Source organism: Salinicoccus jeotgali (assembly GCF_039538805.1).
Classification (GTDB): Bacteria; Bacillota; Bacilli; order Staphylococcales; family Salinicoccaceae; genus Salinicoccus; species Salinicoccus jeotgali.
Genome location: NZ_BAABCK010000017.1, coordinates 1 through 20,724, shown reverse-complemented (window position 1 = coordinate 20,724; position 20,724 = coordinate 1). Strand labels below are relative to the sequence as shown.

The 20,724-nt window shown below is 47.7% G+C and carries 22 protein-coding genes, 1 pseudogene and 1 riboswitch; of the genes and pseudogenes, 16 read left to right on the top strand and 7 right to left on the bottom strand.

The window, feature by feature from the left end; translation table 11 throughout:
* Positions 1-44 precede the first annotated feature (44 nt).
* Entirely contained in the window at positions 45-1,310 is a 1,266-nt protein-coding gene (locus ABD734_RS04140; RefSeq protein ID WP_344701694.1) for a M20 family metallo-hydrolase, read from the bottom strand.
* A 101-nt stretch (positions 1,311-1,411) separates the two neighbouring features.
* Between ABD734_RS04140 and pxpB the strand changes: the two genes are divergently transcribed.
* The 12 genes from pxpB to ABD734_RS04080 all read left to right on the top strand — a co-directional run bounded on the left by pxpB (position 1,412) and on the right by ABD734_RS04080 (position 11,007).
* Complete coding sequence (gene pxpB / locus ABD734_RS04135) at positions 1,412-2,128, top strand: 5-oxoprolinase subunit PxpB (protein ID WP_344701692.1); 717 nt, start codon at positions 1,412-1,414, stop codon at positions 2,126-2,128.
* Positions 2,125-3,117: a 5-oxoprolinase subunit C family protein gene (locus ABD734_RS04130; protein WP_344701690.1), complete on the top strand. Its 993-nt coding sequence runs from the start codon at positions 2,125-2,127 to the stop codon at positions 3,115-3,117. The genes pxpB and ABD734_RS04130 overlap by 4 nt, the downstream gene beginning before the upstream one ends.
* Before the next feature lie 4 nt (positions 3,118-3,121).
* On the top strand, positions 3,122-3,532 hold the full coding sequence (locus ABD734_RS04125; protein ID WP_344701687.1) for an acetyl-CoA carboxylase biotin carboxyl carrier protein: 411 nt from the start codon (positions 3,122-3,124) through the stop codon (positions 3,530-3,532).
* Between the two features lies 1 nt (position 3,533).
* Positions 3,534-4,880 (top strand): acetyl-CoA carboxylase biotin carboxylase subunit, encoded by a 1,347-nt coding sequence (gene accC, locus ABD734_RS04120; protein WP_344701685.1) that lies wholly within the window; start codon positions 3,534-3,536, stop codon positions 4,878-4,880.
* Positions 4,881-4,892: 12 nt separating this feature from the next.
* A complete protein-coding gene (locus tag ABD734_RS04115; protein WP_344701683.1) occupies positions 4,893-5,651 on the top strand; it encodes a LamB/YcsF family protein in 759 nt (252 codons plus the stop codon).
* 11 nt (positions 5,652-5,662) lie between these two features.
* Complete coding sequence (locus tag ABD734_RS04110; RefSeq protein ID WP_344701682.1) at positions 5,663-6,874, top strand: NRAMP family divalent metal transporter; 1,212 nt, start codon at positions 5,663-5,665, stop codon at positions 6,872-6,874.
* A gap of 12 nt (positions 6,875-6,886) precedes the next feature.
* Positions 6,887-7,666, top strand: a complete 780-nt coding sequence (locus ABD734_RS04105; RefSeq protein WP_344701680.1) for a putative hydro-lyase — start codon at positions 6,887-6,889, stop codon at positions 7,664-7,666.
* A 160-nt stretch (positions 7,667-7,826) separates the two neighbouring features.
* Entirely contained in the window at positions 7,827-8,267 is a 441-nt protein-coding gene (locus tag ABD734_RS04100) for a MarR family winged helix-turn-helix transcriptional regulator (RefSeq protein ID WP_344701678.1), read from the top strand.
* An 88-nt stretch (positions 8,268-8,355) separates the two neighbouring features.
* Complete coding sequence (locus ABD734_RS04095) at positions 8,356-9,309, top strand: ring-cleaving dioxygenase (protein ID WP_344701676.1); 954 nt, start codon at positions 8,356-8,358, stop codon at positions 9,307-9,309.
* 25 nt (positions 9,310-9,334) lie between these two features.
* On the top strand, positions 9,335-10,231 hold the full coding sequence (locus ABD734_RS04090; protein WP_344701675.1) for a ring-cleaving dioxygenase: 897 nt from the start codon (positions 9,335-9,337) through the stop codon (positions 10,229-10,231).
* Between the two features lie 20 nt (positions 10,232-10,251).
* Positions 10,252-10,392: a hypothetical protein gene (locus ABD734_RS04085; protein ID WP_344701673.1), complete on the top strand. Its 141-nt coding sequence runs from the start codon at positions 10,252-10,254 to the stop codon at positions 10,390-10,392.
* A 21-nt stretch (positions 10,393-10,413) separates the two neighbouring features.
* Positions 10,414-11,007 carry an alpha/beta hydrolase gene (locus ABD734_RS04080; RefSeq protein ID WP_344701671.1) on the top strand — a complete coding sequence of 198 codons (594 nt, stop codon included), beginning with the start codon at positions 10,414-10,416 and terminating at the stop codon, positions 11,005-11,007.
* 347 nt (positions 11,008-11,354) lie between these two features.
* On the opposite strand, the gene ABD734_RS04075 is transcribed toward ABD734_RS04080, so the two are convergent.
* The 6 genes and pseudogenes from ABD734_RS04075 to ABD734_RS04050 all read right to left on the bottom strand — a co-directional run.
* A complete protein-coding gene (locus ABD734_RS04075) occupies positions 11,355-12,446 on the bottom strand; it encodes an acyl-CoA dehydrogenase family protein (protein ID WP_344701670.1) in 1,092 nt (363 codons plus the stop codon).
* Entirely contained in the window at positions 12,443-13,198 is a 756-nt protein-coding gene (locus ABD734_RS04070; protein WP_344701669.1) for an ABC transporter ATP-binding protein, read from the bottom strand. The genes ABD734_RS04075 and ABD734_RS04070 overlap by 4 nt, the downstream gene beginning before the upstream one ends.
* A complete protein-coding gene (locus ABD734_RS04065) occupies positions 13,188-13,967 on the bottom strand; it encodes an ABC transporter permease (protein WP_344701668.1) in 780 nt (259 codons plus the stop codon). The genes ABD734_RS04070 and ABD734_RS04065 overlap by 11 nt, the downstream gene beginning before the upstream one ends.
* Complete coding sequence (locus ABD734_RS04060; RefSeq protein ID WP_344701667.1) at positions 13,968-14,966, bottom strand: ABC transporter substrate-binding protein; 999 nt, start codon at positions 14,964-14,966, stop codon at positions 13,968-13,970.
* 126 nt (positions 14,967-15,092) lie between these two features.
* A riboswitch (TPP riboswitch) is annotated at positions 15,093-15,194 on the bottom strand.
* A 386-nt stretch (positions 15,195-15,580) separates the two neighbouring features.
* Positions 15,581-15,676, bottom strand: coding sequence for a type I toxin-antitoxin system Fst family toxin (locus ABD734_RS04055; protein WP_344701666.1), 96 nt, complete (start codon positions 15,674-15,676; stop codon positions 15,581-15,583).
* 104 nt (positions 15,677-15,780) lie between these two features.
* A pseudogene (locus tag ABD734_RS04050) lies at positions 15,781-16,294 on the bottom strand (recombinase family protein); the annotation flags it as partial.
* Between the two features lie 460 nt (positions 16,295-16,754).
* Here ABD734_RS04050 and ABD734_RS04045 point away from each other — a divergent pair.
* The 4 genes from ABD734_RS04045 (at position 16,755) to ABD734_RS04030 (ending at position 20,487) form a co-directional block, all read left to right on the top strand.
* Entirely contained in the window at positions 16,755-17,183 is a 429-nt protein-coding gene (locus ABD734_RS04045; protein ID WP_026858748.1) for a VOC family protein, read from the top strand.
* A gap of 2 nt (positions 17,184-17,185) precedes the next feature.
* Entirely contained in the window at positions 17,186-17,956 is a 771-nt protein-coding gene (locus ABD734_RS04040) for a DNA alkylation repair protein (protein WP_026858747.1), read from the top strand.
* A gap of 60 nt (positions 17,957-18,016) precedes the next feature.
* The gene (locus ABD734_RS04035) at positions 18,017-18,562 is read left to right on the top strand and encodes a TetR/AcrR family transcriptional regulator (RefSeq protein WP_084135718.1); all 546 of its coding nucleotides are present in this window, start codon (positions 18,017-18,019) and stop codon (positions 18,560-18,562) included.
* A 659-nt stretch (positions 18,563-19,221) separates the two neighbouring features.
* Entirely contained in the window at positions 19,222-20,487 is a 1,266-nt protein-coding gene (locus tag ABD734_RS04030) for an amidohydrolase family protein (protein ID WP_344701665.1), read from the top strand.
* Positions 20,488-20,724 lie beyond the last annotated feature (237 nt).

Genomic DNA, 20,724 nt, shown 5'->3' with positions numbered 1-20,724 from the left:
GAAAAACAGGCGTTTAATAGGGAAGAAATCATTTCTTTCCGGTTTTAGTAATTTTCGAAGAAATCCTGCAGCACACGGACGCCCTGCTGGATATCCGCAATATGGGTGAATTCTGCCGGATTATGGCTGATGCCTGCAATGCTCCTCACGAACAGCATGGTAATCGGGTGCCTTGTGCCGATGGCCATGGCGTCATGCCCCGCGCCGCTCGGCAGATGGACGGGGCTCAACCCCTTGCGCTCGAAGGACTGCTCCATCTTTTCGATGACTTCCGGTTGGATGGGGATCGGCATGATGCGGGTCGTCAAATCGACATCGACCGTGACGTTGCTGCCTTCAACCGTCCGTTCGGCATGGTTGCGAACGGCATCGATGAGCGCAGATTGCAGCTCGACGTCTATATCCCGGGCATCGACGACAAGCGACACTTCGCCCGGGATGACATTGACGCCGCCCGGTTCGACATTGATCTTGCCCACTGTGGCGACTGCCGTCTCACTGATGCCCTGGGCGACCTGGGGTAGAGTCGAGATGAATTCGGATGCCTTGACCAGCGCATCCTGACGTCCCGGCATCGGGGTGCTGCCGGCATGGCCCGCTTCTCCATGGAATACGACACTGGTGCGCGTCGCCCCGGCAATGCCGCTGACGATGCCAAGCGGCAGATTCTTCTCTTCGAGCTGTCTGGCCTGTTCAATATGGACCTCCGCATACATTTCAATCGGATAATCAGGTCCCTCCGCGTCCAGGAAATGTGTGCGGTCCAACCCGGCTGCGTCCATGACGGCGTCAAAGTCCTGACCGGAAGGGTCCTTATATTTATCCACTTCCCCTTCCGTCAACATCCCCATAAAAGCCCGGCTGCCGGTCAGTCCGCTGTTGAAGCGGCTGCCTTCTTCATCGCTGAAGACGGCTACTTCATAGGAGTACTTCGGTTTGTATCCCGCCTCATGCCACAGTGTTGCGATCTCGAGCGCGGTAAGCACGCCGGCGACACCATCAAAATGTCCCCCGTCCGGCACGGTGTCGAGATGCGAACCGGCCATGAAGACTTTCGAATCGTTTTGTCCTGGGTATCTGCCGAAGACATTACCGGCGCCGTCGCGGCGCACCGTCATGCCGATCTCCTCCATCCATTTGATGACCTGCTGCTTAGCTGCCTCCTCTTCCTTCGAATACCCCATGCGCCGCGACCCTTGATTTTTCGTCATGCCGATTTCGGCGATGGTCATGAACTGTTCGTGGAGTCTATGGCCGGAGGCATCCTCCAGCTGTTCTGCCTTCATCCTATCCAAGAAGTATCGTGTCATTTTTATGCTCCTTCATTTAAGTAATGGTCTTTCATCTTTGTCCATAATAGTATACGATATTAGATGAGAAAAGTGTGAAAATTCAGTTTGGGGGCAAAGGCATGAAAATCAGACAGTTTGCAGAAGATGCACTGACGATATATTTGGGCGACGAAATCGATGAAGCGGTGAATCGACAGATCGTCGCCCTGCGCCATCATATAGAAGCACAGTCCTTTGAAGGCGTGGTGGAGGTCATACCGTCGTATACAAGTCTCATCATCCATTTCGAAGTATTTTCTGTAGACTTGGAAAAACTTAAGGCAGCTCTTGAGAAAATAGATATCGATGCACTTGCGCAGGAGCCGTTCCAGTACCGGGTCATCGAAATACCCGTGTGCTACGGCGGGGAGTACGGGCCGGACATCGGTCATTTTGAAACATCGGGCTTGTCCGAGGAAGACGTCGTGCACCTGCACGCGGATACCGAGTATCTCGTCTATATGCTTGGGTTCATGCCGGGGTTTCCATTCCTTGGCGGTCTCGACGAACGATTGCATAAAGATCGGCTGGAAACGCCCCGGGTCAGCATTCCGGCAGGTTCTGTCGGGATCGGGGGACGACAGACGGGCATGTACCCGTTCGAGTCACCAGGCGGCTGGCACCTGCTCGGCCGCACGCCCGTCCCACTTTTTGATGCGGATAGAAACCCGGCGATTCTCTACGGGGCGGGGGACCGCATCGTCTACCGGTCGATCGGGGAAGACGAGTACAAGGATATCGAAAAGCGTGTCGCCCAAGGGGACTATGAAGTGAACAGCGAGGTGAGGAACAAATGACGGGGATTCTGAAAGTACTGAAGCCAGGGGTCTACACGACCGTCCAGGACCTCGGCCGCTACGGCCATCAGTCAGAGGGCTTTTCGCCCGCCGGGGCGATGGACTACCGGGCGTTCCGCTTGGCGAACCAGTTGCTTGGCAACACGGAAACTGCCGCCGCACTTGAAATGACGCTGCAGGGCGGCACATTCGAGGTGCTCTCTGACACTTTCATTGCGACGGCCGGCGCAGAGATGCCGATTGATATAGATGGCAGCAGCCATCCTTCAGGGATTGCCATCCCAGTCCTAAAGGGCAGCATAATCACCATCGGTGCAGCCGCCAGTGGTGCCCGCACTTATCTTGCCGCAGCCGGTGGCTTCAAGGTCAACCGGGTGCTCGGCAGCGCCTCAACCCATGCCAGAAGCGGCATCGGCGGATATAGTGGGCGTCCACTCAAGGCTTCCGATCGGCTTGCTGCATACGGCGGACAGGTGCACAAAATCGCTCAGCAACGTGTTCAGATACCTGCAGGGGATGATGTCGTCCATGTGGTGCCGGGCCAGCAGTTCGAGCGTTTCGATGAAGCCATGCAGCACACATTTTTTGAAGGCGAGTATGAATTGACGAAGGACGCAGACCGCATGGGAGCCCGCCTGAAAGGGCCAGAGCTTGAAGCCACCTCCCATGATGTATTGTCGGAACCGACACAATTGGGCAGTATACAAGTGCCGAAGGGCGGTCAGCCGATTGTGCTGCTGAACGACCGGCAGACCGCCGGCGGCTACGCAAAGATCGCAACGGTCGTCCGGGCGGATATCCCGAAATTCGTCCAGAAGCAACCTGGAGAGACAATCAGGTTCAAGGCCGTCACAGTGGAGGAAGCGACAGATATGTACAAAGCGGAAATGGCGCGGATTGAAGACGGCGCTTATATGAAGACCAATGATGATTTCCGTGCGCATATTCGCCCGGTGTCAAAAAAGATCGAAAAATTAATGGGAGGTTAATTAAATGGATGTCGAAAAAGTGAAAGCCTATGCAGCGCTTATGCAGGAGCAGCAGTTGAAGGTGCTGACGGTGGAAGACGGGGACTTCAAGCTCCATCTCGAAGCACAAGAAAAAACAAGTGCTCAGCCGCAGCCCGCAGTGAAGGATGATGCGGGAGACAGTGGGGCGCACACCATAGATGCCGGACAAGTGGGCACTTTCTATATAGACAAGGATGAAGACGGCAAGGACACGTATACAGCTGAAGGTGAGGCTGTCAAAAAAGGGGACGTCCTTGGCGTCATTGAGGCGATGAAAGTATTCAACGATGTCGTGTCGGATGTTGACGGTACGGTGGAAGAAATACTCGTCGGCAATGGGGAAGGGGTCGAATATGGCCAACCGCTCATCTCCATCCGGCAGGAGGGGGACTGACGTGGAGAAAGTATTGATTGCGAACCGGGGAGAGATTGCCGTCAGGATCATCCGGACACTGAAGGAAATGGACATCAGGAGCGTGGCAGTCTACTCGGTAGCGGACGCAAGGAGTATGCATGTTGCGCTGGCGGATGAAGCGGTGTGCATCGGCCCCGCCCAGAGCGCAGACAGCTATCTGGACATCGACGCCATCGTCTCGGCAATTGAGGTCACAGGGGCGGACGCAGTCCACCCGGGCTACGGCTTCCTGTCGGAATCGGCGGAGTTCGTACGGCGGCTTGAAGAAATGGACGTGACCTTCATCGGGCCTACTGCGGAGACGATCTCCCGGATGGGGGACAAATCGGAAGCAAGGCAGACGATGAAGCAGGCGGGGGTGCCCGTCATTCCAGGCAGCGAAGGTGTGGTCGAGACGTTTGAAGAAGTGGAGAAGATTGCTGAGGAGATCGGCTTTCCGCTCGTCATAAAAGCGGCATCCGGCGGAGGCGGTAAGGGCATGCGCTTTGTGCATGAGTCTTCTGAACTCGAAAAGTACTTCAAGGAAGCGAAGAAGGAAGCGAAGAATGCATTCAACGACGACCGCATCTATGTCGAGAAGTTCATCGAAAAAGCGCGCCATATCGAGGTGCAGGTGATCGGGGACGGAAAAGGCAATGCGGTCCACCTCTACGAGCGTGACTGTTCGATACAGCGCAATAGCCAGAAGCTTATAGAAGAAGCGCCCGCCGCCATCCTGCCTGAGGCTTCCCGCAAAGACATTACAGAACGGACGGCCGCTGCCGTCGCAGACCTCCATTACCGCGGCGCCGGCACAGTCGAATACCTTTATGTCGAGGAGGAAGCGGCTTTCTACTTCATTGAAATGAACACCCGCATCCAGGTGGAGCATACGATATCGGAAGCCATCACCGGTGTCGACATCGTACGTGCCCAAGTGGAGGTGGCCCGCGGCAAGCCGCTATCCATCACACAGGAAGATGTAGGGATCTCAGGTTTTGCCATAGAGTGCCGCATCAATGCCGAAGACGCGGCAAACAATTTCATGCCTGCGCCCGGTGAGATCGACATGCTCCACTTCGGCATGGGGCGTGGGGTACGCATCGATTCCCATGTCTATCCGGGCTATGTGATCCCGCCGCATTACGACTCCATGATCGCAAAGATCATCGTGCATGCCCCGACCCGCGAGCAAGCGATTCTCAGGATGCGTCATGTGCTCGATGAGACGGTAATCGGAAGCATCTCGACAAATCTCGATTTCCAGCACTTTCTGATGAACCACCCGAACTATGAGAAGAATGACGTAGATATAAAATTTCTTGAGCGCAATGCGATAATCAATTAGGGGGAGATATGAATGCTTACAGTAGATTTGAATGCGGATCTCGGAGAGAGCTATGGCAACTATACGATCGGCAATGATCAAGACATCATCCCGCTCATCTCATCAGCGAATGTGGCATGTGGTTTCCATGCAGGGGACCCTTCCGTCATGCAGGAGACGGTGCGGTTGATAAAGGATAGTGGCGTGACGGGCATCGGAGCGCATCCGGGATTCCCAGATCTGATGGGCTTCGGGCGGCGCTATATGGATATGACGGCAGATGAGATCAGTACGCTCATCATCTATCAGCTTGGCGCCCTGGACGGCTTCTGCCGCGCTCAAGGTCAGAGGATGAATCATGTCAAGCCGCATGGGGCCCTCTACAATGCCACATTTACCGACCCGGATCTCGCCCGGACCATTGCAGAGGCTGTGAAGACATATAACCCCGACCTCAAGCTTATGGGTCTGTCCAACCAGAACCTGGTGAAGGCGGGTGAGGCAGCCGGCTTGGCAGTGCGTCACGAAGTCTTTGCCGACCGTGCATATGAAGCCGACGGCACGCTGGTCAGCCGCCGTAAGGCAGGGGCGATGGTGACCGATACAGACGAAGCGGCAGCGCGTGTCATCCGGATGGTTACTGAAGGCCGGGTGGAGGCAATCGACGGCTCCGACATCGAAATACAGGCTGACAGCATCTGTGTACATGGGGATGGGGAGAAGGCGCTTGAATTCGTCCGGGAGATCCGCCGGCGCCTGAAGGAAAATGATATTGAAGTCACAACGATGTAGGGAGTGGAATAATGGATAACAAGCCCAAAATGACAACGACGCAGCGCAGGCTGCTGTTCGGAGCAGTTTTCCTGATGGCGACTTCTTCCATCGGTCCGGCGTTCCTGACCCAGACCAGCGTCTTCACCGAACAGTTCCTTGCCAGTTTTGCGTTTGCGATACTTGCCTCCATCGTCATCGATATCGGGGCGCAGCTTAACATCTGGCGGGTCCTCAGCGTCTCCGGCAAACGGGGGCAGGACGTCGCCAATGATGTCCTTCCCGGACTTGGCTACGTAATCGCGTTCTTCATCGTACTCGGTGGCTTCGCGTTCAATATCGGCAACGTCGCCGGGGCGGGCCTTGGCTTCAATGCGATCTTCGGGTGGGACCCAAGGGTTGGGGCAGCACTCGCCGGGGTCATCGCCATCATCGTATTCCTGCTCAGGAACGGCCGGGCGGTCATGGATATCATCATCCAGATACTCGGTGTCCTCATGATCGGCATCACGGCGTTCGTCATGATCAAATCCGATCCACCTTATGGGGAGGCGGCCTACCGCGCCGTCATGCCTGAAGAGCCGTTGACTCTGTTCCTGCCGGTGGTGACGCTGGTCGGGGGGACTGTCGGCGGCTACATCACATTTGCCGGTGCCCACAGGCTGATAGAAGCGGGCATGACTGGGCGTGAGAATCTAGGGTTCGTCAGCCGTGCCGCCAATTACGGCATCTTGACGACCGGCGTCATGCGGATCTTGCTGTTCCTGGCAGTCCTCGGCGTCGTCTCCGGCGGGGTGTCCCTCGATCCCGACAATCCACCGGCGTCGGTGTTCCAGATCGCGCTTGGCGACATCGGCATGCAAGTGTTCGGCATCGTACTTGTGGCAGCGGCGTTATCTTCAGTCATCGGCTCCGCCTACACGAGTGCCTCATTTTTGAAGTCGCTGCACCGCATATTCGATCAATACAATAATATTGTAATCATTTCTTTCATCGTCATCTCCACCGTCATCTTTACGTTTGTCGGCCGACCGGTCACACTGCTCATCCTTGCAGGTGCCTTCAATGGCCTGATCCTGCCTTTGACGTTGGGGGCGGTGCTGATTGCTTCGCGTAAAAAGAAAGTGGTCGGAGAATATCGCCATCCATCCTGGATGATCGTCTTCGGCATCATCGCCATCATCATCACGATCATTGCAGGGGTCATGTCGCTGCAGGGTCTGCAGGACTTATGGGTGAAGTAGGGGAGAGATACCATGGAAGCGAAGGAACTTAGAAACCAGATCAGAAATGGCACATTCGACAAGACGACGTCTGGGGCAGCGGGCAATCATGTGCAGGCCAACGTCGTCATCCTGCCGAAGCGCTATGCATTCGATTTTCTTCTGTATGCAATGCGCAACCACCAGGCCGTTCCCATCATCGAGGTGCTCGAGGATGGCCGGACGGAGAGTGTGTATGCAGAAGGGTCGGATATCCGCACGGATGTCCCACGGTACAATGTCTATCGGGACGGGAAATTGTCAGAAACCGTCGATGATATAAGCGACTGGTGGCAGGACGACTTTGTGACGTTCCTGATCGGCTGCAGCTTTACTTTCGAACAGGCCATCACCGATGCCGGATTTGAGATGAAGCACATCATGCAGAACAGGAATGTCGCAATGTACCGGACCAGCATCAAAACCGTGCCGGCAGGCATATTCAGCGGCGATCTCGTGGTCTCGATGCGGCCGTTCAGGAAGGAAAGTGTCGAACGTATAGCCGAGATTACAGGCATGTTTCCGGATATGCATGGCCGTCCCATCCATCATGGCGACCCGGATGCGATCGGAATCACCGACCTCGGCCAGCCGGACTATGGTGACAGTGTCGAGCTTATAGAGGATGAAGTACCTGTATTCTGGGCGTGCGGTGTAACACCGCAGAATGCGGCCCTGAATGCCAGGCCGGAAGTGATGATCACCCATGCGCCGGGCCATATGTTCGTCACGGATCTATATAATGAAGCATTTAAAGTCCGGCAGCCTGAATAAAGGCGGCGTGCCGTTTCTAAAACATTTGGATTGCACCCATTTAGATTAAATTTAATATTTTTTGAGCTGAGGGGTTGCATTATGATTTTTCATGGCTTATAGTACAGATATATTAAATTTAATCTAATTTAATTTAAACTAATTTTAAGGATGTGCAGAGATGAAAGATATCGATCCGCGCATCAAGGCCTTCACTGTTTTCATCAAGTCATCCCAGTCCATCCAGAAACTGATCAAGCAGGATTTCCTGAAGAAGGAAATCAATCTGAATGAGTATGCGGTGATGGAACTGCTCTACCATAAGGGGGATCAGCCGATCCAATCCATCGGGAAAAAGATTCTGATGGGGGGCGGAAGCATCACATATGTCATCGATAAACTGGAAGAGAAGGGTTTCCTGTACAGGAAACCTTGTGAAGAAGACAGGCGGAAAATGTTTGCCTGCATCACTGAAGCGGGTAAGCAATATATGAACAGACGCGTAGCAGAACAGGAAGCGCTGATCCACACCATTTTCGATGAATGGACGGATGATGAAGTTGACGAAGCGATCGACCTGTTGAAACGTGTCGGTCTGCATGCAGAAGGATTACTGAAATGAAGCTTGTGCCGGGCACAGGCTTTAAAACAGCCAATTATCTCTAATTGAAGATAATTATTGGATGAATCATTTAAAAGGAGTTTTTGAAATGACTGAAGGACTACTCGGAATCCACCACGTTACAGCGATGACGGACGACGCAAAGCGGAACTATAAATTCTTCACTGAAGTACTCGGCATGAGATTGGTCAAGAAGACGGTGAATCAGGATGATATCCACACCTACCACACATTCTTTGCGGACGATGTCGGTTCTCCAGGTACAGACGTGACATTTTTTGACTTCCCGAATATCCCGAAAGGCGCGCCGGGCACGAACTCGATTTCACGCATAGGACTCAGGGTACCGGATGACGCGGCACTGGAATATTATTTGGAGCGATTCGAAGAATTTGATGTAAAACATGATGGCATCAAAGAGGTGTTTGGGAAAAAAGTACTGCCGTTCGAAGAGGCGGATGGCCAGAGGTATCAGCTGTTCTCCGACGAAGGGGATACAGGGGTGGCTCCCGGCATTCCATGGAAGAACGGTCCGGTACCGGAAGATAAAGCGATCTATGGTCTGGGTCCGATTGAAATCACGGTAAGCTACTTCGATGAGTTCAAGCAGATCCTTACAGGAATCTATGACATGAAACCGAGCCTGGAAGAACAGGATGTAACGCTGTTTGAAGTCGGCGAGGGCGGTAATGGTGGTCAAGTGATCTTGAGGAAAGACGAATCGACTCCTGGCCGTCAAGGTTATGGACAGGTTCACCACGTGTCATTCAGGGTGAAAGATCACGAGACGATCAAAAAATGGGAAGAGAAATACAATCAGAACCGTATGGGACACTCCGGTAACGTAAACCGCTTCTACTTCGAGGCACTGTACACACGGATCGGTGACATCTTGGTCGAGATTTCAACAGACGGTCCGGGATTCATGGGCGATGAACCATATGAAACGCTCGGCGAGAGTCTGGCCCTGCCACCATTCCTTGAATCACAACGCGAAGAAATCGAAGCGCAGATACGTCCTTTCGATACGAAGCGGTCTTAATGCGCATATAGGAGGAATTGATCAAATGGAAGCAATAAAACGCATCCATCACATCAGTGCAATCGTCGGCGATCCAAATGAGAATTTGAAATTCTATAGGGATGTCCTGGGCCTGCGCCTCATCAAGCAGACAGTCAATTTCGACGACCCGGGCGTCTACCATCTCTACTTTTCAGACCACGATGCGACCCCGGGAACAGTCATCACATTCTTCCCATGGACGAATGAACGCCGAGAGGGCAGAAAAGGCAGCGGTCAAGTGGGCAGGATCGCCTTCAGGGTGCCAAAAGGCAGCCTCAGTGCATGGCAGGACCACCTCAGCAGCCAGGACATTGATGTCGAAGTGACTCAACTGTTCGGCAAGGAGACCCTGGAATTCGACGACATACACGGGCTCGAGCTCGCCCTTGTTGAAGGGGAAGCGTCTGCTGAAGATGACGCAATCCTTGGATTCCATGGTGCTGTGCTCCTGTCCGGTGACCCGGGCGGCACAAAGGAACTGTTGACCGACATGATGGGATTGACGGAGCTCGACCACGACGGCCAGAACCTCCATTTCGAGACGGCTGGTGAGGAAAAGCATCATATCATCACAGCAATCCCGCCGCTTGCCCCAGGCAGGTTCGGCATCGGTACAGTGCATCATATCGCATGGTCCGTACCCGACATGGACGTGCTCGATGAATGGCAGGCTGCGCTGAAGGATGAAGGCTTCGGCGTTACTGAAGTCAAGGACAGGCATTACTTCAATTCCATCTATGTCTCCGAGAAGGGCCATGTCGTATTTGAATTTGCGACCGATGGTCCCGGGTTCGACAGGGACGAGGATAAAGATGCTTTAGGCACCACCCTGAAGTTGCCGCCGCAATACGAGCATAGACGTGAAGAGTATGAAAGTCTGCTGCCGAAGCTGGGTGTATAATCATAGCAGATGTCCTGCTTTTGAAGGTGCAGCACTATCATATAGGTGAGGACATCTATCGAGACGGCTATATCGGTCCCCTAGGATCAGGCGCCGTAGGTAGGCTTGCAGATGATGGCCATGCAGAAATAGGACGCATGTTTACAGCAGAAAGACCATAATGACAGAGGAGATGACCCATAATGGAACACTTATACAATGAAAAGAAAAAGGGCGCACCAGTATTCGTATTACTTCATGGTACAGGCGGCACAGAAAGGGATCTGCTGCCGCTTGCTGAGCTGTTGAATCCTGAATATAATGTTTTATCAGTCCGCGGCAATGTGCAGGAGAATGGCATGAACCGCTACTTCAAACGCCACGGTGAAGGCCAGTATGATTGGGAAGACCTTGAATTCCGCGGCAATGAGCTTTATGAGTTCATCGTTGAAAAGTCGAAGGAACATGAATTCAAACTGGAAGATGTCGTCTTTGTCGGCTTCTCCAACGGTTCGAACATCGCCATCCAGATGATGCTGCGGCAGCCTGAGACATTCAAGCGGGCGGCCTTGTTCGCTCCGCTCTATCCGGCAGATGTAGAAGAAAAACAGGACTTCAATGATGTGGATGTATTCCTGTCCCTCGGCAAGGGTGACCCGATTGTGCCGGAAGCGGAAAGTGAACGCGTGATCAACCTGTTTGAAGAACGCGGTGCAGACGTTGAGGTGACATGGGTGAATGGCCACAGCCTGACCCAGGATGCCGCGATGGAAGCGAAGAACTGGCTCAATAGATAATACGGACAATCCGCCATTTTACGATAAGAGCCTAAAAAAACGGAATTAGAGGTGATCAGAGTGGATATCAAGAAAAGCAGCACGAAGTTTTACGTAGGGGATAACCCGGACCACCCATCAGCGAAATGACATTCGTCTATGAAATGAAGGGGGACGTAGAGCAGGCGGATGCGGCTCCAGTGCTAAGTTTCCTGGAAGCTTCATGCAGGAAATCATTCGATCATCTGGAATGGGAAAATACACAACATTGCTTCGTTGAGCTCAAGATGGACAAAAACCAAAAGCGATGAGACAAGAAAAGGCACTCCCTGCAATCTGGCGGTCAGATTACAGGGGGTGCCTTTTTATTATATGGTGCTGATTTCCTCAATACGTCCTTCGGCATCGATGAGCAGGCCATGCTGGGAAGCGGTGAGCAAGTCACGGTATATGCGATTCAATGGATTGTCTTCCATGATCATATCCATGCCGAGGTGGCGATAGAGCTGCTGGGCGCCGCTGACTGCAGCATGTGCGACCATTTTACTGTGGTCAGATACGGCGTCCAGAATTTCATCGTCCAGAACTTCCCCATCCATATGGGTCTGCCATGACGTCCTGACGGCATCATAGTATGACTGGCGAGCCTGCATGAATGATGTTTCGTTGGCATTTAGAATATCGAGGGTATGGCGGTGGCGCATTTCATCTACTTCTTTGTCGGTCGAGAGCTTCGACTCGATCTGCCTGCGGGCCGCTTCATAGAAGTGGCGCGCGACTCCGATGACGGTAGCGGCGATATTGGCAGAAGCAAATGGCAAGAACGGATAATGGTAGGCGGGATGGTCATAGTAAAAATGCGGCGCAGCGACATCAAAACGCCGATAGGCTGGGACGATGGCTTCTGTAACATGAATGGTATGGCTACCGGTGGCCTTCATGCCAAAAGCATTCCAGTCTTCTTCTATGGTCACCTGTTCCGGTGTAAAGGCGAAGGCATATAACGCCCCATCGTCTTCATCATCTGAGACTATCCTGCACGTTGCGGTGAACAAGTTCGCAATCAGGGCGCCGCTTGCGTAGGGCCAGCTTCCGCTGATGATGTAGCCGGCGTCCGTCTTTCTCGCCGTGCCGAGTGGCCGGTCGCTGCCTGCTATAAAGAAGTTGCGGGCGGTGAAGAATTCTTCGACGGCTATCGGTGATAATGTGGCCGCAAAAAATCCCGCGCCAGAGCCAAGCTGTACGAGCCAGCCGAAACTGCCGTCGGCATAGGCCGCGGTTTCAAACGTCTGTAAGGCTTCAGGCAAAGGGGTCATGCTGCCACCGAGTGCCTTTGGCAGAAATAGTTTGAATAACCCCTCATCATACATATATTCAAGCATCTCATCGGTGGGGCGACCATTTTCTTCCATCGCAGCGGAATGCTTTCTGACTTCAGACACCATGTCCAGATCGATCATTCTGTATCGCCTTCTTTCAGTAACAGGTAGATTTCCCTTCTCAGCTTGGTGAATGTATCTTCCAATGTGATGTCATGGTGTCTTGGGCGTGCGAAGGGCACCTCAATTTCTTTTATTATTTTTGCTGGCTTGTCGGATAGTATCAATATGCGGTCCGACATATAGATTGCTTCTTCTATACTGTGCGTGATGAACAACACGGAGCGGCGGTCGGTCTCCCACATCTTGAGCAGCCAGTCCTGCATGTCTAGGCGGGTGAGTTCATCGAGCGCGCCAAACGGTTCGTCGAGCAGCATCAGCTGCTGAGGGCTGAGCAGGGAGCGGATGAAGGCGACTCTCTGCCGCATCCCACCGGACAGTGTATTGGGATAGGATTTTTCGTATCCGCCAAGCCCTGCCCGTGTCAGCCATTTACGCGCCGTCTGGCGGTCGATGCTGCCGTTTATCTCCTGGACCAGAACAAGGTTGTCCTCAATCGTGCGCCAGGGCAGCAATGAATCCTGCTGCGGCAGATAACTGATGTTGCCTCGGGTGCCGTTGACCCGCTTGCCATCTATGAAGATATCGCCTTCATCCGGCTCGATCAGTCCACCGACCAGGTTGAATAGGGTACTCTTCCCGCTTCCCGACGGACCGAGAAGGGTGACGAACTCGCCGTCTCCGATGGTGATGGAGAGGTCAGCCAACACTTCGATATCCGATGTGCCCCTGAATGTGTGGGTCAAATTTTCAATGTGGAGTTTAGCCGTCATCTCGATCATCTCCTTCCGTATTCCACGGGATCATCCATTTTTCAAGCAACAGGATGAAGCCAAACAGAATCATGCTGATCAGCATGATCGCAAAAATCGATACAAATACCTGATCTGTCCTAAAGGCAGAAGAGGCAACTGTCATGAAGACACCAAGCCCTTTTTGAGCCCCGAGCCATTCGGCGATAACTGCACCCATTACGCTGTATGTGGCAGAAATCTTCAGACCCGAGAAGAAGTAGGGCAGGGCGCTTGGCCATTCCAGCTTGAAGAATATCTGCCTGCGGCTCGCGCCGATCATGCGCATATAGTTGAGGAGCGCTGGATTGGTCTGCCTGAATCCATCGATCAGGGAAACGGCGATCGGGAAGAAGCAGACGAGTGTGATGATCAGTATCTTCGGCAAGGCACCGAAGCCGAACCACAGTACGAGCAGCGGAGCCAGCGCAATGATCGGAATGTTCTGCGACAATACCATCAATGGATATACAGCCTGCCGCACTTGGGGCACAAGGTGAAGTCCAAGTGCCAGAACGATTCCAACCGAGGCGCCGATGGCGAATCCGCCGAGTGCGATCAGCACGGTGGAGAGGCTATGGTCCAATATACGTGGATAGATCTGCATGCCTTCTTCGAATATTTGAACTGGGCTTGGCAGCATCCAGCTTGGAATGTCAAACAGCGAAGCCGCCAACTGCCAGATGGCGAGGATGAGAATAATGACGGAAACAGGCGCCACAACATTCCATGAGAGTAGGCGTTTCATCATCTAATCATCCGAGCTTCCCGGCAGGAAATCATTGGTATAGGCTGCGTCGACGTCCAGCTCAGAATCGATCAGCTCATTTTCATACATCCAAGCCATATAGTTCTGCCATACATCACGCTCCTGGTGGCCCCAGTATGGCGCATCCCCCTGATAGACATCGGTCAGCCATTTCTGGCTTGCTATGACGAGTTCCTCATCAAGGTCTGGTTCTGCATCAATCAGGTGTTGGGCTGCCTGTTCAGGTTCATCCATTGCCAGTTGGTACCCTTTGGCAGTCGCCTTTGTAAAGGCTTCAACCATCTCCGGGTCTTCTTCAATCAGTTTTTCATTGGTGATCATGACAGGCGTATAGAAGTTCAGCGCATCCGAATACTCGGTGAAGGAAATCGTATTGAGCGGAAAGTCCCGAAGTTCTGCTTCAACCCCCGTCCAACCGTAATAGATCCAGGCGAAATCGACATCACGCTGTACAGCAGTGAAGAAGTCCGTCTCTCCGATATTCAGGATATCCACTTCACTGATATCTGCACCATCAGCTTTCATGATGGACGCGATGGTCTCCTCTTCGATTGGAGAGCCATAGCCGCCATAGGTCTGTCCTTCAAGGTCGGCCGGGGTCTCAAGATCATATTCTTTCGGGGAGGCAAGATAGGACGTGTTGTCCTGGATGATGGCAGCAAGCGACACGATGGACACGCCCTGCAACCTCGATTGGGTGACGTTCTCCTGGGCACTGATGCCGAAATCTCCATTACCAGTAGCAACCGTCTGTTCGGCTCCCGCTTCACCAGGCAACACAATTTCGACGTCGAGCCCCTGTTCTTCGTAATAGCCTTCCGCTTTCGCGGCATAGATGCCGGTGTGGTTTGTATTCGGCGTCCAGTCAAGGACGAAGGTGACATCCTTCAATCCGTCCTCACCTGTCGATGCCTTATCTTCCCCTCCGCCGCAGGCGGATAGGAACAGGATGGCAATCATGGCGTATAACATTCTTTTCATAATGTATGCTCCTCTCAAAATTGGTGGTGTTCCGTGACCATTGTAGAAATGGGCATAAAAAAACACCTTCCGTATCTGGAGGCGTTAAAGAGTAATGGAGGCGTGGTGCTTACTATTCAGCAAAGACCGAAACCGCCACACATTCCCTACGCTGGTATTATCCAGATCAGGTCAAAGGGTCAGGAAGCATCCTTCTCAGCCATTGTTATGGCTCCCCCATGTATTACTATTATTTTCTTAACACAGTATAACATGATGCGGACAGGGGTTAAAGCTGGAAGGGGAGTGTGGAGTAATTTGGAGAGGAAATGGTCAATCGAAAATGGAGGCTAACGGCATAAAAAATATCTCTCCGGTATAAAAGGGCTGGGAATCACTCGAAGTTACCAATGGGAAGACAGTTCGGAAAGCGATCATTTTATTCGGTGGAATCAACAGAAGGAGCGGGACATCACTTACCTTTAAATGCTTTGTAGATTCTGTTTTATTTACGGGGCAACGTGAAAATGCTATAATATAAGTAATCAAACATTGTTGCTTAACATGACACACCAACCCCCCAATCTATGGCAGTAGATTGGGGGTTTTTTGGTGTTATTGGTATAGCCATCTAGTTAGTCTTCACGATTATCCAACCAATACGATAATAATGTGATTACTGCACCGACTAAAATTGGTGCAATAAGGGACTCAAACATTGTTGCAAACATGGTGTTACCTCCTTCCATGCTATCCGCACAGAAGTGAACTAGATGACCGCATCAATTTTATCATATAAAACGTTTTTGAATACATCGCTTTTATATAGTGAAGACTAATCTAGATTGTTCTTAATTCTATAGATCGTCTGTCGTGTAATCCCGACCTCTTTGGCAATTTGAGATATGGCAATATTTTCATTCAACTGAGAAACGACACGATGTTAAACAAATCGCTTTTGAGGACTTTTGGCATTTGGGGGGATAAAGTGTTGGTCGTCCTTTATAGATTCCCTTGCTTTTTGCTAATTTAATGCCCTGAGTTTGCCTGAGCTTTGACTCCGAACGCTCCTGTTCTGCAATCATGGCCAGGATTTGGATAATTTGATCTTTAATAAATTTATCCAACAAAGGGTTACCGATTGCTTCACTCATTATAGGCAAACTTGTGATGATCAGCTGGACATCCTTCTGTTTCAAAAAAATATGGTATCTATCACTTCATCATAATTTCTCCCCAGACCATCAATGGATTCTACGATGAGTAGATTTCCTAAACGCCAAATACTAAGACTTCTTTAAAATACTTCGCTCATTTACAGTGGCGCCAGACCTCTTTTCTGAATGTAATTAAAATACACCCTAATCACACACTCTGAATCCAGTATTATCAACACCATCAAACTGTCTATTTAGGGTCTGCCCTAATCAATCAAAAATTTAAGAGAGAAAAATACATCTATATATTGTTTTACCAGAAGATTATTTTTCTAGTTATAAATGAAAAACAATCTTAAAATAATTTAGTATGTTTACAAACTCTTGTTTTTATTTATTTCAAATGTTTTCGAAGTGTCCGCAAAAGTGTACTTTTACGAACGCTTATTTCTGAAGATACTTATGAAAAGATGACCCAAAAAAGATACAACAGGAAATGTTAATTTAATATTAAAAGTAAATAAAAACACAATAAATTCCATAGAAATTCTAGCATTTAATGCTTAATCAAAGTAAAAATAAAGTTTTTTATATATACATACATACAGTACGTATGTATAATTGATTTATATTGTAAAGGAGAGTGATTTAATTGAAATGGAATAGTTTTTATCCTGTATTGATGATTGAAGAGTTGAAGCGCAGCAAAGAATTCTATATGAATTATTTTGGATATTCAGTATCATTCGAGGCTGACTGGTATGTAAGTCTTGTTAATAAACGAACGAACGGTGAATTGGCTTTACTTGACCTTAACCACGAAACAATACCTGAAGGTTATGGCAAGGCAGCGCAAGGTCTTTTATTGAACATAGAGGTAGAAGATGTTGATGCTATTTATCAAAAACTTGCAATAGAAAACCAGTTGCCTATCGTATTGGATATACGTAGTGAAGCATTCGGGCAACGACACTTTATTACAAGAGATCCTAATGGTGTTCTAATAGATGTAATAAAAGTTATCCCTGCGGACGATAATTACACAAAACAATATGTAGACGAGAATTTTGGTTCAAATTAATAATGGGTCAGTATATTCCACTCAAATATTATTTTGACAAGGATTTAGCTGAAAGGTTAGCGACATTAATTTCAATAAATTATAAATCATTTCCCAACAAAATATTTATCGATAATGTTTCGAAAAGAGTAGAGAACAAAGAATTAAAAGCACGTGTTTTAGTGATTGCAGAAGAATTACACAAAGCGCTGCCTAAAGAGTTTGATAAAGCGCTTCTTGTATTATTGTCTGTACTGGGACCAGTAAACCAGACAGAAAAAGGCATGTTTACGAACGGTTATTTTCTAATGCCCATAGCACGTTACGTAGAATTATATGGCTCAAGTCATGTCTCTTTATCTTTGGAAGCACTTTATGAGATTACTCAAAGACACACCTCAGAATATGCAATTCGACCATTTATTGTAAACAATACTAACGAATGCTTAAAATACTTTGATATATGGAGAAAAGATAATAATTCTCACGTAAGACGACTTGTAAGCGAAGGAACTCGCCCAAGATTACCCTGGGCCTCAAAGATAGACTATATAAATGGGGATATAAATCAAAATTTAGTTTTACTTGATTCACTTAAAAATGATTCATCTAATTACGTCAGAAAATCTGTAGGAAATCACCTTAACGATCTATCTAAAGAAGAGCCAGAAATCGTGTTATCATGGCTACTTGAAAGAAGAACAACTACATCACCAATAGTAATAAAAAGAGGACTGCGTACTTTAGTTAAAAAGGAATATCCAGGAGCACTAGAAATGATAAGAGAAATATAGAGAGGTACTTTAAAGTGAAAAAAAAAAAAGGAACAAGCTAATCAAACTAGAAAACAATTAATAGAAATTGCAACCGAATTATTTTCGGAACATGGCTATTCAAAAGTTTCATTGGAAGATATTGTTGAAACAGAGCAATTGACACGCGGGGCAGTATACCATCACTTTAAGAGCAAAAAAGGATTGTTTTATGCAGTTTTCGAGCACGCGCATCAACTAATTGCAGAAGAAATTAGTGCAGTAGATGAAAAAAACGAGGATCAGTTGGAGCAATTAATAGAAGGCTGTAGAATATTCATTGAAACTATTTCAAAAGAAAATATGTATCGAATTCTGCTAGTAGACGGTCCATCTGTATTGGGGTGGCAAATTTTCCGAAGATTTGACAAAGAAAACTCAATGAAATTACTACAAAATCAGATTGAACAGTTACAAGATAAGGATATTCTTCAACAAAACTCTTCAATTGTAATGACGCATGCTTTATCAGGAGCTATTAACGAACTTTCAATATGGGTGTCAGAACAAAACGATAAGAAAAAAGCAATAGAGAAGTCCATGGTTGTGATAGAAGGAATAATTTTAGGATTTAAGAACCCTTATTAAATTTAATGATTACATTACTAAATTCGAATAAAAATAATAATGCGAGAGCGTAAAATATCTTGTGTAAATGAAGTTAGAAGGCTTCCAGTCAATTTTACAGTTTACATATCATAACTGATTGGTAGTTGCTATAAGTACAGAAAAAACTCCAATCCCCTTTCTTAGCAAAGGAGTTGGAGTTTTCTCATTTACATGCAAAATAAAGAAGAAAGTGATAAGCAGTAAAATCGATATTCTATTAATGTCTATTTGGGATCTACTTTAATCAATCATAAATCTAAGAGGGAAAAACACATTTACATATTGTTTAACCAGAAAATTAATTTCTAAGTATAAAATGAAAAATGCGCGTAAAAGTATATGCAAAAATATTGAACGTTCATAAACTATTTTTATATGTTAAGAACGTTTATTTTAATATATTTAGAATATTCATACTGTTCTTAAAAGTATAATTTTAAGAACGCAAAAACATATATGATAAAATAGAGGAATATCATCTTGGTAGCTACCTATAATAATAACTACAGTTTCGAAGCATTATATGTAAATTCAGCCATGTACTTTTATATAAATTGAAATTGATTTTAAGAGGAGATTCGTTGTGACTAACTATGAAAAATAATTGATAGAATAGAAATGATTAAAGGGGTAAATAAATGAAGTTAAAAAATGTAACATACCTAAATAGTAATATGAAATTTGAAACACAAAGTATTGAAATTCAAAATGGTGAAATTCGTCTAAATATTAATGATGCAAATGATGAGGAGGCTATAGATTGCTCGGATTATTTTGTCATTCCTGGTTTGGTTAACGCCCATTTCCATAGTTATTCCCCTTTAACTAAAGGATTGATGAAGGAAATGCCACTCCAAGACTGGAGCAATGACACAGAACAAGGAAAAGTACAGCAATTGTTCTTTGAGTATATCGACAATGAAGTCTCTGAAGAAGCTTTTTTGTGTGTTGCTCAAAAAAGCTATATAGATATGGTTAAAAATGGGGTGACTTTTGTAAGTGACTCAGATCCCCAATCGCCAAAATTACTAAGTGATGCAATAAACGAAATTGGAATACGAGGAATAGTTGATGCATATGAAGAAATTGGGGATTATTATAGTAGATCTGATGGCAATGTTTTATTTGGCACTCATTTATTAGAAGAAGAAGACTTTACTAATACTGAATTAAACAACTTGAAAGATACTAAGGATAAATATAACCCTATAATGATGACGCATTGTTTAGAGAATGAGTGGCGATCCAACATAGTAAAATCTGATTTTGGTAGATCTAGTATTGATATTTACAATGAATTGGGGTTACTCGATGATAAGACAGTGCTGTTTCATGGTGTTTATATGTCGAAAAATGATATAGATTTAGTCGCCAAACATAAAAGTTCTGTTGTCCATTGTCCAATTTCAAACTTAGATACAGGAGCAGGAGTTGCAGATGTTAGTTACATGCTTGAAACGGGTGTGAATGTTTGTTTAGGCACTGATTACAGTCATACAGACATGTGGGAATTAATGAAGTTAACTTACTATTTATTAAAAATAAATAACCCTGTTAATAAATACACTGCTGAGGATATTTTTAAAATGGCAACTTTAAATGGTGCAAAAGCTTATGGTTTACAGGAGGGCATAGGTAAAATAAAAGATGGTTATAAAGCTGACTTAGTTTTTATTAAAAAGAGTCAGGATTTGGAGCCACTACTAAACAATGAAGCTTTTTCTAATTACCTTCACAATTTATTGTTTCATAGTAATGAGGGTTCAGTTCAACATGTGATGGTTGATGGTAAATGGATTATGAAAGATAGAGAACTGCTTACTATTGACGAAGGAAAAATAGAAAGTATATATAATCATATTGCAGAAGGTTTTGTTAGCTATTTAAAAACCCAATCTTCTTGAACAGTTGAGTTACTTCAAGAAGTAGTTCGCACTCTATTGAAATATAGGAGACGGGTTAGTGAAACAAGAAATGAAAAAAATTCTACTTTTTAGAGGAGAGCGGATTATGAATCGCCGATTGTAAAATTAAGCTAGACACATAAAACGGTCACACATGATACACTCAAAATGGTTTTCCGACAAAAGAAATCATAGGAGTGATCATGCATGACCTACACCCATATTACCATGGATGAA